Below are 14,608 nucleotides of genomic sequence, written 5' to 3'. Positions count from 1 at the left end.
CGGCGGGCCGGTCGACGCGCCGGTCCGGGTGTCGGGGGGTGCCGCTAATCTGCCGTGATGGACGAGTCTGCCGTGATGGACGAGCTGGCGGAGCGGCTGGCCGGGCTCACGTTCGCGGGGCTGACGCAGGACGAGGTCACCGGCCGGATCATCGACGAGGTGGCGGCCTGGGGGCTGGCGCGGGGCTGGCGGGTCTACCGGCGGGCGCCCAGCGTGGTCCGGCTGCCGCCGCCGCTGGACAAGCAGCACTCGGTCGTCGACGTGGCGCTGGCCCGGCCGGCCGCGCCGCCGATCGTGGTCGAGGTCGACCACACCGACCGCCGGCGGACGGTCGAGAAGCTGCTGGCCGAGGCCGGCGCGGGCCGGGTCGCCGTGTGGGTGCGCTGGGGCCCGGGCCGGATCGCCGAGCCGCCCGCGCCGATCCACCTGATCGGGCTCCCGGTGGTCCGCAGCCAGGGCCGGTATTCCCGGCGCGCCGGTCCCGACCGGCCCGCGCCGACCCATTCGACGGCCGCGCCGGCCGCCGGCGAGGCGGCCGAACTACCCCTGCCGGAACCGGGCGAAGGACCATTGTGAGCCTCGGGGGAGCGGCGTAACGTCCGCAGGGGAGCCGTCACCCGGAGGTGGTCGACATGCGCTCTACGTACCCGCGCGGACGGCTGGCGGTCTGCGGCGAGGAGACCTGCCAGTGGCGGAATTTTGTGCACGAGCTGACGCCCGCCACCACGTGCCGGCGGCATCCCGGGCGGACCAGCTTCGTGCCGGAGGGCACCCGGCTGCGGGTGCGCTGCTTCCACGAGGGCTGCCTGCAGAATTCCGTGCCCGTCACGTACTGGCACAGCCTGCACGCCGCGGAGAGCTTCCAGTGCGCCTCGCACCTCATCCGGGTCTGAGCACGGCCAGCAGCCCGTCGGCGAAGGTGTCGCGCCAGTTCACGTAGTCGTGCGCGCCGTGGTATTCCGCGTACGTGACCGGATAGCCCTTGGCGGTGAGCACGTCGCGCATGCGCCGGCTCAGCTCCCGCATGGTCGGCGTCCCGGCCGAGCCGTTCCGGGTCTCCCGGTCGCCCACGTTCAGATAGAAGCGCAGGTCGGCCCGGGGCTGCTCGGCGTAGTCGCGGAGCAGCCGGCCCGGCTCGCCGTGCTCCGGCTTGGGCCACCAGAAGCTGCCGGACTGGGCGATCACTGCGCCGAACGCCTCCGGCGCGGACAGGGCCACGTGCGCCGCCATCAGGCCACCCAGCGACTGCCCGGCCACGACCGTCCGGGCCGGGTCGGCGCCGGCGCCCAGCTCGCGGCGGGCCCAGGGGAGCAGCTCGCCGGTGACAAAACCGGTGGTGGCCGCCGACGCCGGGGTCAGCTCGGTGTCGCGCTCGGCCTCGACCCCCGGGACGAACAGCCCGAGCATCGGCGGGATCCGCCCGGCGGCGATCAGGTTGTCGAGGGTGTGCTGGACCCGCAGCACGGTGCGCCCCAGCCAGCCGTCGAACAGCACCAGCGTGGCCAGGCCCGCCGCGGGCGGCTCGCCGGGCGGCCGGTACACCGCGACCCGGCGGCCGCCGGGCAGCGTGTGCTCCTCGATCGGGACGTCCCGGCGCGGCGTGCTCCAGGCCGGCTCGGTGGCCTCCGGCAGGTCCAGCAGCGAGGCCCAGGCGTCGCGGTCGGTCGGGTCGTCCGGGTCGGCGGGGAAACGGAACGGGCGCGGGTTGAGCGGGTCCAGGTGCGCCGGGCCGGTGCCGCTGTCGTCCCGCGGCAGGTCGTCGGCGCCGTCGTGGGACAGGTAGTACAGGGTGCGGGCGGTCGCGGGCAGGCGGATCGAGCCGTGCCACAGGTCGGTGCCCGGCACGCGCGCGAGCTCCAGCCACACACCCCAGCCCACCGAGGTGGACTCCGCCTCGCCGCGCCACAGGAAGGTGACCTCGACCGTGCCGTCCGGGGCCACCGGGGAGACGACCGGGCTGCCCGTCCGTTGCGCCTGGGACCACAGCGCCTCCGGATCAGCCACGGGTGCGCCCCTTGAGGTGGCGGCCCAGGGCGCGGGCGATCTCCCGGTTGGCGTCCCGCTCGGCCAGCGCCTGGCGCTTGTCGTACTCGCGCTTGCCCCGGGCCAGCGCCAGCTCGACCTTGGCCCAGCCCTCGTTGAAGTAGATCGACAGCGGGACCAGGGCGTTGCCGGGCTCGCGCAGCTTCTCCCGGATCCGGTCGATCTCGATGCGGTGCAGCAGCAGCTTGCGGGTGCGGCGCGGGGCGTGGTTGGTCCAGGAGCCGAAGCCGTACTCGGCGATGTGCAGGTTGTAGAGCATGAGCTCGCCCTCGTGTTCCTGGGCGAATGCGTCGACGATCGACACATAGCCGGCCCGCAGCGACTTGACCTCGGTGCCGGCCAGCACGAGGCCGGCCTCGTACGTCTTGAGGACCGCGTAGTCGTGCCGCGCCTTCTTGTTGGACGCGATGACCTTGCGGCCGGTCTCCCTGGCCGTGGCCGCCCCCTCGGTGTCGCCGGAGAAGTTGAGCTGCTCCATCCTCGCAAACGACGGGGTGCCGGTGGGGGCGGCCGGGGCCGCGAGCCGGGTTCAGGCGTCCGGCGCGATCAGGTTCTTGCCGGTCGAGGTGTCGAAGACCTGGATCTTCGAGGTGTCGTACCAGATCCGGGCCGTGCTGCCGCGGCGCACGTTCGCCCCGGCGTCCAGCCGGGCCGTCACGTCGACGCCGCCGCTGTGCAGGTCGTTGCCGGTGTCCTTGGCCAGGTCGTCGAGGTCCTGGGAGTGCGCCTGGTCGCCCGTCATGGTGAAGTACGCGTACACGTCCGAGCCCATCGCCTCCACGATGTCGATCGGGGCGTCGAACGTGGCGCCCGGCTTGTCGCCCACCAGGGCGGCGTCCTCGAAATGCTCGGGGCGGATGCCGACGATCACGTCGCGGTCGCCCTTGCCGCCGTTGAGGGCCTGGCGCACCTTGTCCGGCAGCACCGCCTCGCCCAGCGCCGTCACCACCGAGTCGCCGCGCAGCTGGCCCGGGAAGAAGTTCATCGCCGGGCTGCCGATGAAGCCGGCCACGAACAGGTTGGCCGGGTGGGCGTACAGGAAGGCCGGCGAGCCGACCTGCTGGACCACCCCGGCGCGCATGACCACCACGCGGTCGCCGAGGGTCATCGCCTCGGTCTGGTCGTGGGTCACGTAGAGGGTGGTGGTGCCCAGGCTCTTCTGGATGCGGGAGATCTGGGTGCGCATCTGCACCCGCAGCTTGGCGTCCAGGTTCGACAGCGGCTCGTCCATCAGGAAGGCCTTGGGCTGGCGGACGATGGCCCGGCCCATCGCCACCCGCTGGCGCTGCCCGCCGGACAGGTTGGCCGGCTTGCGGTCCAGGTGGTTGGTGAGCTCCAGCATCTCGGCCGCCTGCGCGACCTTCTTCTTGATGGTCTCCTTGTCCATGCCGGCCAGGCGCAGCGGGAAGCCCATGTTGTCGCCGACCGTCATGTGCGGGTAGAGCGCGTAGGACTGGAACACCATGGCGATGTCCCGGTCCTTGGGCGCCTTGTCGTTGACCACCTGGCCGTCGATGAGCAGCTTGCCGGCGGTGATGTCCTCCAGGCCGGCCACCATGTTCAGCGTGGTCGACTTCCCGCACCCGGAGGGGCCGACCAGGATGATGAACTCGCCGTCGGCGATCTCGAGGTTGAAGTCGTCCACGGCCAGGGCGCCGTCGGGATAACGCTTGACCACATGGTCCAGAACGATCTCGGCCACGTCAGCTCCTCCGAGTGTGAGTGCGGGGTGGATGGGTCAGCCCTTGACGGCGCCCGAGGTCAGCCCCGCGACGATCCGCCGCTGGAACACCAGCACGAAGATCACGATGGGGATGGTGATGACCACGGCGGCGGCCGCGATCGGTCCGGTCGGCTTCTCGAACGTGGTGGCGCCGGTGAAGTAGCTCATCGCCGCCGGCACGGTGCGCGCGTTCGAGGTCGAGGTGAGCGAGAGCGCGAACAGGAAGTCGTTCCAGCAGGAGATGAAGACCAGGATGGCGGTGGTGAAGATGCCGGGCATGGCCAGCGGGGTGATCACCCGGCGGAAGGCCTGGTACGGCGTCGCCCCGTCCATCTTCGCCGCCTTCTCCAGGTCCCACGGGATCTCCCGGAAGAACGCGGACAGCGTGTAGATCGCCAGCGGCAGTGCGAACGCGATGTACGGGATGATCAGGCCGGGCCAGGTGTCGAAGAGCCCGATCGCGGTCTCGATCTTGAACAGCGGCGTGACCAGGGCGATCTGCGGGAACATCGACACCAGCAGCGCCATCGCCACGATGGTCCGCTTGCCCGGGAAGTCCAGCCGGGCGATCGCGTACGCGGCCATCGTGCCGAACGCGATGGCGATCAGGGTGGCGATGATGCAGATGCCGATCGAGTTCATCAGCGCCCGCAGGAAGTCGGAGTTGTTGAAGATCGCGGTGTAGCTGTCGTCGCTGGGTGAGGTCGGGATGTAGTTGCCGTCGTTGAGGGTCGCGTCGTCCTTCAGCGACAGCGACACGATCCAGAGCACCGGGACGAACGCGTACAGCAGGACGATGATGTTGACGCCCCACCACATCAGCTTGCGGTTGGTGGTCTCCGGCTGCATGACTACCGCCTCCCCTCAGCGTCGGATCCGGGCGCTGCCGCCCCGAAGAGCTTGATGAACGTGAACGCGATGATCCCGGTGGTGATGAAGATCAGCACCGACATCGCCGACCCGATGCCGAGGTTGAGCCCGCGGATCAGGTTGCTGTAGGCCACCATCGACACCGAGCTGGTCTTGTTCGACCCGCTGGTGAGCACGAAGATGTTGTCGAACACCCGGAACGCGTCCAGGGTGCGGAACAGCAGCGCCACCAGGATGGCCGGCTTGATCAGCGGCACGGTGACCATCCAGAACCGTTTCCAGGCGTTCGCGCCGTCCATCGAGGCGGCCTTGAGCAGGTCCTCGGGCACCAGCGCCAGCCCGGCCATCAGCAGCAGGGCCATGAACGGCACGGTCTTCCAGACCTCGGCCAGGATGATGATCCCGATCGACGGCCAGAACTCGGTCAGCGGCGCGGAGTTCTCCGGTGCCAGCCAGCCCAGGCCCTGGGTCCAGGCGAACCGCCAGGAGAACGCCGCCACCACGGTCACGATCGCGTACGGCACCAGCGCCGAGGTGCGGACCAGCCCGCGCCCGACGATCGTGCGGTGCATGACGATCGCCAGCAGCATCCCGAAGATCAGTTCGAGGGTGGCGCCGACCACCGTGATCAGCATGGTGACGCCGAACGCGGTCCACCAGATCGGGCTGGACAGCACGGTGACGTAGTTGTCGAACCAGATGAACTCGTTGGCGTCCGGCCGGCGCAGGTCGGCCTTGTTCAGCGACAGCCAGAACGCGTACAGGATCGGGTAGGCGGCCACGGCGAGCATGATCACCACGGCCGGCCCGACGAGCAGCAGGCCCAGTTTGCGTTCGGCCCGCTTGGCGTCGGTGTGCCGCTGCCGGGCGATCTCGGTGGTGCCGTCGTCGATCTGGTGCTCGGCGGCCTCGGCGGCCGCCGCAGTCGGGGTGGCTGTCATGGGACGATCCCCTTGCCGTCGATCGCGTCCTGGATGGAGTCACGCAGCTTGTCGGCCGCGGCCTGCGGGTTGATGCTCTGCGGGGGCGACAGCGTGGTCGAGACGAGCGTCGAGATGTTCTGGTACACCGGCGACACCGGCCGCGGCACGGCCGCCTCCAGCTCGCTGCGCATGACGTCGGCCATCGGGTAGGCCTTCTTGAACTCCGGCAGCTCGAACACGGTCGCCAGGGCCGGCACGTCACCGGCGTCGAGCGCGGCGCTCAGGGCGTTCTTCTCGTTCCGCAGGCACATCGCGGCCTCGAACGACTCCTCCGGGTGCTTGCTGTAGGTGCTGATCGCGTAGTTCATCCCGCCGAGCGTCACCTTGGGCGGGCCGCCGTCCACCGACGGGTACGGCGCGTAGCCGAGGTCGTCGACCAGCGGCGGGTTGGCCTCGCGCATGGCGCTGAGCACGTAGGGCCAGTTGAGCGAGAAGGCGGAGCGTTCGGCCTGCAGGTCCGCGAAGACCTCCGGCTCCTGGGCGTTGGACAGCGACGCGCTGGTGACCCCCGAGGTGGCCAGCTTCTTCATGAGGGTCAGCGCCTGCACGGTCTTGTCGTCGATCGTGGGCTTGGTGCTGTCCTCGTTGACCAGCGTCCCGCCGTACGCGGTGACCAGGTTGTTGATGTTGACCACGTAGCCCTCGTACTGGGCCGCGGTGAGGCCGATCTCGTAGGCCTTGCCCTGGGACTTGAGCTGCTGGGCCATCGAGATCATCTCGTCGAACGTCCGGGGCGGCGTCGGCACCAGCGACTTGCGGTACCAGAGCAGCTGGACGTTGGTCGTGCGCGGTACGCCGTAGAGCTTGTCCTTCCAGGTGGCCGTGTCGATCGGCGGCTGCAGGGTGTCCTTGGTGGCCTGGGTCTTCTTGTCCCCGGTCAGCTCCCGGATCCACTTGGCCTCGGCGAACTCGGCGGTCCACGTGACGTCCATGCCGAGCAGGTCCATGCCGTCGTCCTTGGCGGCGAGCCGGCGCACGAACTGGTCGCGCTGGCCGTCGGCGTCGCTGGGCAACAGGTTCCCGACGATGGTGTACCGGCCGGCCGCCTGCTGGTTGCAGTCGTTGATGATCTTGTCGAAGCCGGTGCCGCTGGCGCCGCCGTAGAGGTTGATCACGGTGCCCTCGGGGCCGCTGGAGCAGGCGCCGATCGAGGTCAGCAGTGCGGCGACGCCGATCATCGAGGCCCACCGTGACGGTCGCCGGAGCGCCGTCGGTCGTTGAATCTTCATCGATCCTCCGTCCGGGCAAACCGCTGGCACTTTGTGGCCCAGCTCACAGCCCTGACCACGACATTGCCAGATATCGCTGACCTGCGCGAGTCGTGGCAGGAACGATTTTCCGGGGCCGATGTCGCCGTTCCGTAACCGGGCGGTCATGAAACGTGACAGGCCGGACGTTCCACGCTGTGTCGATTTAGCAACCCGTTGTCAGCATCTGAACGCGCTCTGGCGGTGCCGCCGGCCGGCCGTCGAGAGTCCGCAGGACGAGCCGGAGCAGAGGAGATGAGGCCGATGAAGGCCGTCCGCGTCCACGCCTACGGCAAGCGCCCCTCGGTCGACGAGGTGCCCGAGCCGGAGCCCACCGGTCCGCTCGACGTCCTCGTGCAGGTGAGCGCCGCCGGGCTGTGCCGCACCGACCTGCACATCGTGGAGGGTCAGTGGGCCGAGAAGTCCGGGGTGCAGCTGCCGTACACGATCGGCCACGAGAACGCCGGCTGGGTGCGCGCGGTCGGCAGCGCCGTCACCACCGTCGCGCCCGGCGACGCGGTGATCCTGCACCCGCTGGTCACCTGCGGGCTGTGCCGGCCGTGCCGGGCCGGCGACGACGTGCACTGCGAGCACGCCGCGTTCCCCGGCATCGACACCGACGGCGGGATGGCCGAGTTCCTGCTGACCACCGCCCGGTCCTGCGTGCGGCTGCGGCCCGGCCTGGAGCCGCGCGACGTCGCCGCGCTCGCCGACGCCGGGCTGACCGCGTACCACGCCGTGCGCAAGGCGGTGCCGCTGCTGTACCCGGGCACGACCTGCCTGGTGATCGGCGCCGGCGGGCTGGGCCACATCGGCGTCCAGTGCCTGCTGGCGCTGACCGCCACCCGGGTGGTGGTGGCCGATCCGAACCCGGCGGCCCGGGACCTGGCCACCGAGCTGGGCGCGCACCTGGTGGTGGCGAGCACCGACGAGCTGGACGAGCCCGCGCACGTGGTGCTCGACTTCGTCGGCGAACAGGGCGCCGAGGCCCGCGGCCTGGCGATGACCCGCCGGGCCGGCAGCTACTACGTGATCGGGTACGGCGGCCGGGTGGACATCCCCACCATCGACCTGATCTCCACCGAACGCAACATCATCGGCAACCTGGTCGGCTCGTACAACGACCTGGACGAGCTGATGGTCCTCGCGGCGCAGGGCCGGGTCCGGCTGCACACGAGGACGTACCCGCTGACCGCGGTCAACGAGGCCATCGACGACCTGGAGGCCGGGCGGCTGCAGGGCCGCGGCATCCTCGTGCCCTAGGAGGAGCACCGATGTACACCAAGGACGGGACCAGCTACTTCGTGGTCGACGGGCACACCCACTTCTGGGACGGCAGCCCGGCCAACCAGATCAACCGGTACGGCGAGGGCTTCATCAAGTGCTTCTTCGACTACCACTCCAACCTCTCGCCGGCGGAGTACCGCTGGACCCTCGAGGAGTTCGAGCGCTACCCCGAGGAACGGATGATCCACGACCTGTTCGAGGCCGGGTACGACGACGTGGCCGTCCTGCAGTCGACGTACCTGACCGACTGGTACGTCAACGGCTTCAACACCACCGAGCAGAACGGCACGATGGCCGAGCGGCACCCGGGCCGGTTCATCGTCAACGGCCGGTTCGACCCGCGCGACGGCGAGAACGGGCTGGCCGAGCTGGAGCGGCTGCACGAGCGCTGGCAGCTGCAGGGCGTCAAGGTCTACACCGCCGAGTGGAAGGGCAGCTCCAAGGGCTGGAAGCTGTCCGACCCGTGGGCCTACCGCTACCTGGAGAAGTGCCAGGAGCTGGGGATCCGCAACATCCACGTGCACAAGGGCCCGACCGTCTACCCGATGAACCGCGACGCGTTCGACGTCGCCGACGTGGACGACGCGGCCACCATGTTCCCCGGGCTGCGGTTCATCGTCGAGCACGTGGGCCTGCCCCGGCTGGAGGACTTCTGCTGGATCGCCACCCAGGAGCCGAACGTCTTCGGCGGGCTGGCGGTCGCGATGCCGTTCATCCACAGCCGGCCGCGGTACTTCGCCCAGATCATCGGCGAGCTGCTCTACTGGCTCGACGAGAACCGCATCCTGTTCGGCAGCGACTACGCGATCTGGCAGCCGAAGTGGCTGATCGAGAAGTTCGTCGACTTCCAGATCCCGGAGGACATGCAGAGCGAGTACGGCGTGCTGACCACCGACGTCAAGCGGAAGATCCTCGGGCTGAACGCGGCGGCGCTCTACGACCTCAAGGTGCCCGGCGAGCTGATGGTGGCGCCGGCCCCCGACAACAGCGGCCCGGCGGTCGGCGCGGCGCCGGCGGCACCGGCATGACCCTGGCCGACGCGGCCTGGGCGGCCCTGGCCCAGGTCCGCGACCCCGAGCTGGACCGGCCGATCACCGAGCTGGGCTTCGTCGCCCGGCTGACGGCCGAGGCCGGCGCGGTCCGCGCGGAGCTGCGGCTGCCGACCTACTTCTGCGCGCCGAACTTCGCCTGGCTGATGGTGGCCGACGCGCGGGACGCGCTGGCCGCCCTGCCCGGGGCGGGACCGGTCGAGGTGGTCCTGCTCGACCACTTCGTCGCGGCGGAGATCAACGCGGGCGTGGCCGCGGCCGGCGACTTCGCGGGCACCTTCGCCGGCGACGCCGACCCGGGGACGGACCCGGCGCTGGCCGGGCTCCGGACCACGTTCGAGCGCAAGGCGCACCTGGCCGCCCAGGAGCGGCTGGCCTGCGCCCTGGTCGGGGCCGGGGCCGACCCGGCGGCGCTGAGCACGCTCTCCTTCGCCGCGGCGGCCCGGGCCGCGCCGGAGGCGGTCGCCCGCCGCCGCGCCCGGCTGGGCCTGACCAGCGAGCACGCGCTCTGCGACGACGAGGGCGCGGCGCTGCCGGCGGACCGGCTGCCCGGCTGGCTGCGCTTCGCGCGGACGGTGCGGGTCAGCATCGACGGCAACGCGGGCTTCTGCCAAGGACTCCTGCGGACCCGCTACGGCTGACCGCGACCGGGGCGGGCGGTGGCCCGCAAGGACACCGCCCGCGTCGCCCGCACCGCGCCCAGCCGCACGGCGCGTTCCACCGTCCAGCGGCGGGCGCGCAGCTGGGCGGTCGGCAGGGAGACGGCCACCGCGCCGACGAACCGGCCGGCGGCGTCGGTGACCGGCGCGGCCAGGCAGGACAGGTCGGCCTGGAACTCGTCCACCTCGATGGCGAGCCCGGTGCTGCGGACCTGGGCCAGCTGGCGGCGCAGCAACCGCCGGTCGGTGACCGTGCCGGGGGTGACCGCCGGGGTGCCGGTGGCGTCGAGCAGCTCCTCGGCCGCGCCGGGCTCGAGCATGGCGAGCATCAGCTTGCCGAACGCGGTGGCGTGCGGGGCCCGGTGGAAGCCGACGTCGAGCACCCGGATCCGGGGATGCGCCGGGCACTCGGCGACGTGTGCGACGATCATCTCGGTATTCCGCAGCGTCGCGTAGTAGGCCGCGGCGTGCGCCTGCCGGTGCACGACGGCGGTGACCCGTTCGACCTCGGGCGGCACCGCGATCTGCCGGCGCAGTCCCCGGGCCAGGTCGTCGACGTGGTGTCCGAGCGCGTACGCGTGTTCCTCGGTCAGATGGACCAGGTATCCGCCGGTCACCAGGGTGGTGAGCAGATGGTAGGTGGTGGGCAGGGCGAGGCCGAGGGCGCGGGAGATCTCCTTGGCCGGCAGCGGGCCGGGCGCCGCGGCGACATGGTCGAGCACGGCCATGGCCCGCTCGACGGACTGCAGCAGGCCGGTCCGGGGGTGGCTGCTCATGCCCCTGAGCATCACCCGGCCCGCGGTGGCCGGAAAAGCATTGCACCCCGTTGCACGAGAGGAGCACCGATGATCTTCATTACCGCGAAGTTCCTGATCAGGCCCGAGGACGCCGACCGCTGGCCGGAGATCGCCGCGGCCTTCACCGCCGCGACCCGCGCCGAGCCGGGTTGCCTGTGGTTCGACTGGTCCCGCAGCCTCGACAACCCGCACGAGTACGTCCTGGTGGAGGCGTTCCGCGACGGCGACGCGGGCGCCGCGCACGTCGGGTCGGCGCACTTCAAGCAGGCCCAGCTGGACCTGCCGCCGCACCTGGCGGAGACGCCCAGGATCATCAGCCAGACCGTCGACCAGGACGGCTGGTCGGAGCTCGGCGAGCTGGCCGTGCCCGCCTCCTGACCGAAAGCGGCCCCGGACCTCCGCCCGGTCCGGGGCCGCAGCTCGGGGTCAGGAGATGGCCGCGCTCAGCGCCGGGTACCAGCGGTTGGCGATCTTCTGGTCGCCGGCGGCGTTGGGGTGCACGCCGTCGCCGGTGTCCGTGGCGGTGTTGAAGCCGGTCCACTGATCCACCACGGTGACCGGGGACGCCGCCGTGCTGGTCGACGCCGCCCAGGCCGGGATCGCGGCGTTGAGGTCGATCACCCGCTGGGCGCACTCGGCGCAGCTGCTCGGGTTCATCGGGATGATCTTCGCGACCAGCACCTTCATCGCCGGGTTCGAGGCGCGCATCTGGCCGACCAGCTTGGTGAACGCGGCCAGGATGGTGGCCGGCGGGCGGTTGCTCCACACGTCGTTGGTGCCGAAGTGCATCATCACCACGTCCGGGTCGGTCGCCGCCAGCCAGCCCACCAGCTGGTTCTGGTCGGCGACGTTGGTGGCCAGGAAGCCGCCGTGCCCCTCGTTCTCGCCGTCGTAGGTGAAGCCGCAGCCCTGCGGCGGCAATGTCCCGACGAAGTCCACCGCCGACGCCTTGCCGGCCTGCTGGAGCTGCTGCCAGAGCAGCGCCCGCCAGCAGCCCGGCGAGCCGGTGATCGAGTCGCCCAGCGCCATCACCTTGACCGGGCCGCCGGTCGGCGGCGGCGTGGTGGTCGGCGGGGTGCTGGGCGTGACCGGCGGGGTGGTCGGCGGGGTGGTGACCCCGCCCGTGCAGGCGACGCCGTTCAGCGTGAAGGCGGTCGGGACGGCGTTGCTGCCGGTCCAGGCGCCGTTGAAGCCGAACGAGGTCGACGCGTTCGTGGCGATGGCGCCGTTGTAGCTCGCGTTGCGGACGGTGACGGCGGCGCCGGACTGGCTGACCACGCCGTTCCACAGCTGGGTGACGGTCTGCCCGGACGGGAAGCTCCAGCCCAGCGTCCAGGCGGTGACCGGGTCGCCGAGATTGGTGATCGCGACGGACGCGCCGAAGCCGCCCTGCCACTGGCTGGTGATCGTGTACGCGACCCGGCAGCCGGCGGCCGCGGACGCCGGCGCGGCGATCAGGCCGATCGGGACCAGCGCGGCCGCGGCCAGCACGACCGCGAGTTTTCTGATGCTCATCGCACTCACCTCAGGTTGGGGGCACCGCCGCCCGGGGCGCGGTGGAGGACTCTGAACCGTGTAAGGGGAATGCGGGCATCATGACATGGGAGCGCTCCCAAAAATAGCCCGATATTTACGAAGGTTAATTTCCGATAAATTTCGGGGTCTTGACGCGGGCATTTCGCAGCGGCAGTCTTGGGAGCGCTCCCAATTGATGGGCGTCACTGCGAGGAGACCGCGATGAAGACGTTCGGCAAGATCGCCGGCTTGGGCGTGGTGGCGCTGGGCGCCGGCCTGCTGACGGCCCTGGACGCTTCCGCGGCCGCCGGCTGCCGCGTCTCCTACGCGGTCACCAGCACCTGGCAGGGCGGCTTCGGCGCCTCGGTCGAGGTGACGAACCTCGGCGATCCGCTCACCGGGTGGACCCTGGGCTGGACCTTCCCGTCCGGGCAAGCGGTTACCCAGGCCTGGAACGGCGTGGCGACCCAGTCCGGCGCCGCGGTCACGGTCCGCGACGCCGGGTACAACGCCGCCCTCGCCACGGGCGCGAGCACGTCGTTCGGCTTCAACGGCTCCTCCACCGGCACGAACACCGACCCGACGGCGTTCACCCTCAACGGGGTCGCCTGCACCGGCGCCACCACCACGACCCCGCCGACCACCCCGCCCACCACGCCGCCGGTCACCACCCCGCCGGTCACCACCCCGCCGCCGACCGCGGCGGACGGGCGGCAGATGGAACGACTGGACCGCGGGCTGATCAGCGTCCGGTCCGGCAGCGGCAACCTGGTGAGCTGGCGCTGGCTCGCCGCCGACCCGGCCGACGTGGGGTTCAACGTCTACCGCGGCACCACCAAGGTCAACGCCACCCCGATCACCGCCTCCACCAACTACCTCGACGCGGGCGCGGCCGCCGGCGCGGCGTACACGGTGCGGGCGGTCGTCGGCGGGGTCGAGCAGGCCGCCTCCGGCGCCGCGCTGAACTTCGCCAACGGCTACCTCGACGTGCCGATCCAGAACCCGAACAGTGCCGCGTACGTGGCCAACGACGCCAGCGTCGGCGACCTGGACGGCGACGGGGTGCTCGAGATCGTGCTCAAGTGGGACCCGCTGAACGCCAAGGACAACTCGCAGTCCGGGGTCACCGACCCGGTCTACGTGGACGCGTACCGGCTCAACGGGACCCGGCTGTGGCGGATCAACCTGGGCCGCAACATCCGGGCCGGGGCGCACTACACCCAGTTCCAGGTGTACGACTACGACGGCGACGGCGACGCCGAGGTGGCGATGAAGACCGCCGACGCCACCGTCTCGGGCACCGGGCAGGTCATCGGCAGCGCCACCGCGGACTACCGCAACTCCAGCGGGTACGTGCTCACCGGGCCGGAGTTCCTGACCATGTTCGACGGCCGCACCGGCGCCGCGCTGTCGACGGTGAACTACGAGCCACCGCGCGGCACGGTCTCCTCCTGGGGCGACTCCTACGGCAACCGGGTCGACCGGTTCCTGGCCGGCACGGCCTACCTCGACGGCCGGCGGCCCAGCCTGATCATGGCCCGCGGCTACTACACCCGCACCGTGGTGGTCGCCTGGGACTTCCGCAACGGCACGCTCACCCGGCGCTGGACCTTCGACAGCTCCAGCAGCACCAACTCCGGCACCGCCGGGCAGGGCAACCACCAGCTCGCGGTGGCCGACGTGGACGCCGACGGCCGCGACGAGATCGTCTACGGCTCGCTGGCCATCGACGACACCGGCGCCAAGCTGTGGAACACCGGCAACGGCCACGGCGACGCCCTGCACGTCGGCGACCTGAACCCGGCGCGGGCCGGCCTCGAGGTGTTCAAGGTGGACGAGGACGCCAGCAAGCCGTCGTCGTGGTTCGCCGACGCCCGGACCGGTCAGGTGCTCTGGACCACCCCGGCCAACGGGGACAACGGCCGCGGCGTCTCCGGCGACATCTGGTCGGGCAGCGCCGGCGCCGAGTCCTGGTCGTCGGCCGCGGACGGGGTGCGCGGCCCGACCGGCACGGTGGTCAGCAGCCGTAAGCCCGGCTCGGCCAACTTCCTGGCCTGGTGGGACGCCGACCCGGTCCGGGAGCTGCTGGACGGCACGCACATCGACAAGTACGGCACCGCGGGCGACACCCGGCTGCTGACCGCGGCGGACGTGCACTCCAACAACGGCACCAAGTCGACGCCGTCGCTCTCCGGTGACCTGTTCGGCGACTGGCGCGAGGAGGTGATCTGGCCGACCAGCAGCAACACCGCGCTGCGCGTCTACGCCACGCCGACCGCCACCGACCGCCGGATCACCACCCTGCTCCAGGACGCCCAGTACCGGCTGGCGCTGGCCTGGCAGAACACGGCCTACAACCAGCCTCCGCACCCGAGCTTCTTCATCGGAGCGAACATGGCCACCCCGCCGCGGCCCAGCATCACCCAGCCGTGACA

The 14,608-nt window shown here is 71.2% G+C and carries 15 protein-coding genes; 7 read left to right on the top strand and 8 right to left on the bottom strand.

Annotation, left to right across the window (positions count from 1 at the left end; all coding sequences use genetic code 11):
- Positions 1 to 57 precede the first annotated feature (57 nt).
- Together ACIBQZ_RS15835 and ACIBQZ_RS15830 are read left to right on the top strand one after the other, a co-directional pair.
- Positions 58 to 576: a hypothetical protein gene (locus ACIBQZ_RS15835; RefSeq protein ID WP_396089328.1), complete on the top strand. Its 519-nt coding sequence runs from the start codon at positions 58 to 60 to the stop codon at positions 574 to 576.
- 56 nt (positions 577 to 632) lie between these two features.
- Entirely contained in the window at positions 633 to 893 is a 261-nt protein-coding gene (locus ACIBQZ_RS15830) for a hypothetical protein (protein WP_396089327.1), read from the top strand.
- Here the strand turns inward: ACIBQZ_RS15830 and ACIBQZ_RS15825 are convergent.
- The 6 genes from ACIBQZ_RS15825 to ACIBQZ_RS15800 are packed head-to-tail and all read right to left on the bottom strand — an operon-like array spanning position 880 to position 6,848.
- Positions 880 to 2,004 (bottom strand): alpha/beta hydrolase-fold protein, encoded by a 1,125-nt coding sequence (locus tag ACIBQZ_RS15825; protein WP_396089326.1) that lies wholly within the window; start codon positions 2,002 to 2,004, stop codon positions 880 to 882. The two genes, ACIBQZ_RS15830 and ACIBQZ_RS15825, sit on opposite strands and share 14 nt — an antisense overlap.
- Entirely contained in the window at positions 1,997 to 2,521 is a 525-nt protein-coding gene (smpB, locus tag ACIBQZ_RS15820; RefSeq protein WP_396089325.1) for an SsrA-binding protein SmpB, read from the bottom strand. The genes ACIBQZ_RS15825 and smpB overlap by 8 nt, the downstream gene beginning before the upstream one ends.
- A gap of 51 nt (positions 2,522 to 2,572) precedes the next feature.
- Positions 2,573 to 3,745, bottom strand: a complete 1,173-nt coding sequence (locus ACIBQZ_RS15815; RefSeq protein WP_396089324.1) for an ABC transporter ATP-binding protein — start codon at positions 3,743 to 3,745, stop codon at positions 2,573 to 2,575.
- 36 nt (positions 3,746 to 3,781) lie between these two features.
- Entirely contained in the window at positions 3,782 to 4,615 is an 834-nt protein-coding gene (locus ACIBQZ_RS15810) for a carbohydrate ABC transporter permease (protein WP_396089323.1), read from the bottom strand.
- Between the two features lie 2 nt (positions 4,616 to 4,617).
- A complete protein-coding gene (locus tag ACIBQZ_RS15805) occupies positions 4,618 to 5,577 on the bottom strand; it encodes a carbohydrate ABC transporter permease (RefSeq protein ID WP_396089322.1) in 960 nt (319 codons plus the stop codon).
- Positions 5,574 to 6,848: an ABC transporter substrate-binding protein gene (locus ACIBQZ_RS15800; RefSeq protein WP_396089321.1), complete on the bottom strand. Its 1,275-nt coding sequence runs from the start codon at positions 6,846 to 6,848 to the stop codon at positions 5,574 to 5,576. The genes ACIBQZ_RS15805 and ACIBQZ_RS15800 overlap by 4 nt, the downstream gene beginning before the upstream one ends.
- 282 nt (positions 6,849 to 7,130) lie before the next feature.
- Here ACIBQZ_RS15800 and ACIBQZ_RS15795 point away from each other — a divergent pair, with 282 nt between their 5' ends.
- Genes ACIBQZ_RS15795 through ACIBQZ_RS15785 form a run of 3 tightly spaced genes read left to right on the top strand, consistent with a single transcriptional unit; the run spans position 7,131 to position 9,843 of the window.
- Positions 7,131 to 8,129 (top strand): NAD(P)-dependent alcohol dehydrogenase, encoded by a 999-nt coding sequence (locus ACIBQZ_RS15795; RefSeq protein WP_396089320.1) that lies wholly within the window; start codon positions 7,131 to 7,133, stop codon positions 8,127 to 8,129.
- A gap of 11 nt (positions 8,130 to 8,140) precedes the next feature.
- Positions 8,141 to 9,181, top strand: coding sequence for an amidohydrolase family protein (locus tag ACIBQZ_RS15790; RefSeq protein ID WP_396089319.1), 1,041 nt, complete (start codon positions 8,141 to 8,143; stop codon positions 9,179 to 9,181).
- Positions 9,178 to 9,843, top strand: coding sequence for an iron-sulfur cluster assembly protein (locus ACIBQZ_RS15785; protein WP_396089317.1), 666 nt, complete (start codon positions 9,178 to 9,180; stop codon positions 9,841 to 9,843). Before ACIBQZ_RS15790 ends, ACIBQZ_RS15785 begins: the two co-directional genes overlap by 4 nt.
- Here ACIBQZ_RS15785 and ACIBQZ_RS15780 read toward each other — a convergent pair.
- Positions 9,834 to 10,637 carry an IclR family transcriptional regulator gene (locus ACIBQZ_RS15780; protein ID WP_396089316.1) on the bottom strand — a complete coding sequence of 268 codons (804 nt, stop codon included), beginning with the start codon at positions 10,635 to 10,637 and terminating at the stop codon, positions 9,834 to 9,836. The genes ACIBQZ_RS15785 and ACIBQZ_RS15780 overlap by 10 nt on opposite strands.
- A gap of 69 nt (positions 10,638 to 10,706) precedes the next feature.
- Here ACIBQZ_RS15780 and ACIBQZ_RS15775 point away from each other — a divergent pair, with 69 nt between their 5' ends.
- Entirely contained in the window at positions 10,707 to 11,036 is a 330-nt protein-coding gene (locus ACIBQZ_RS15775; protein WP_396089315.1) for a putative quinol monooxygenase, read from the top strand.
- Positions 11,037 to 11,084: 48 nt separating this feature from the next.
- On the opposite strand, the gene ACIBQZ_RS15770 is transcribed toward ACIBQZ_RS15775, so the two are convergent.
- Positions 11,085 to 12,173: a cellulose binding domain-containing protein gene (locus ACIBQZ_RS15770; RefSeq protein ID WP_396089314.1), complete on the bottom strand. Its 1,089-nt coding sequence runs from the start codon at positions 12,171 to 12,173 to the stop codon at positions 11,085 to 11,087.
- A gap of 222 nt (positions 12,174 to 12,395) precedes the next feature.
- Here ACIBQZ_RS15770 and ACIBQZ_RS15765 point away from each other — a divergent pair, with 222 nt between their 5' ends.
- The gene (locus ACIBQZ_RS15765) at positions 12,396 to 14,606 is read left to right on the top strand and encodes a cellulose binding domain-containing protein (protein ID WP_396089313.1); all 2,211 of its coding nucleotides are present in this window, start codon (positions 12,396 to 12,398) and stop codon (positions 14,604 to 14,606) included.
- The last annotated feature ends 2 nt before the right edge of the window (positions 14,607 to 14,608 follow it).

It is taken from the genome of Actinoplanes sp. NPDC049599 (assembly GCF_044465625.1).
GTDB lineage: Bacteria > Actinomycetota > Actinomycetes > Mycobacteriales > Micromonosporaceae > Actinoplanes.
Note: the sequence above shows the minus strand (reverse complement) of the source record. Positions and strands in the feature narration are given on the sequence as shown.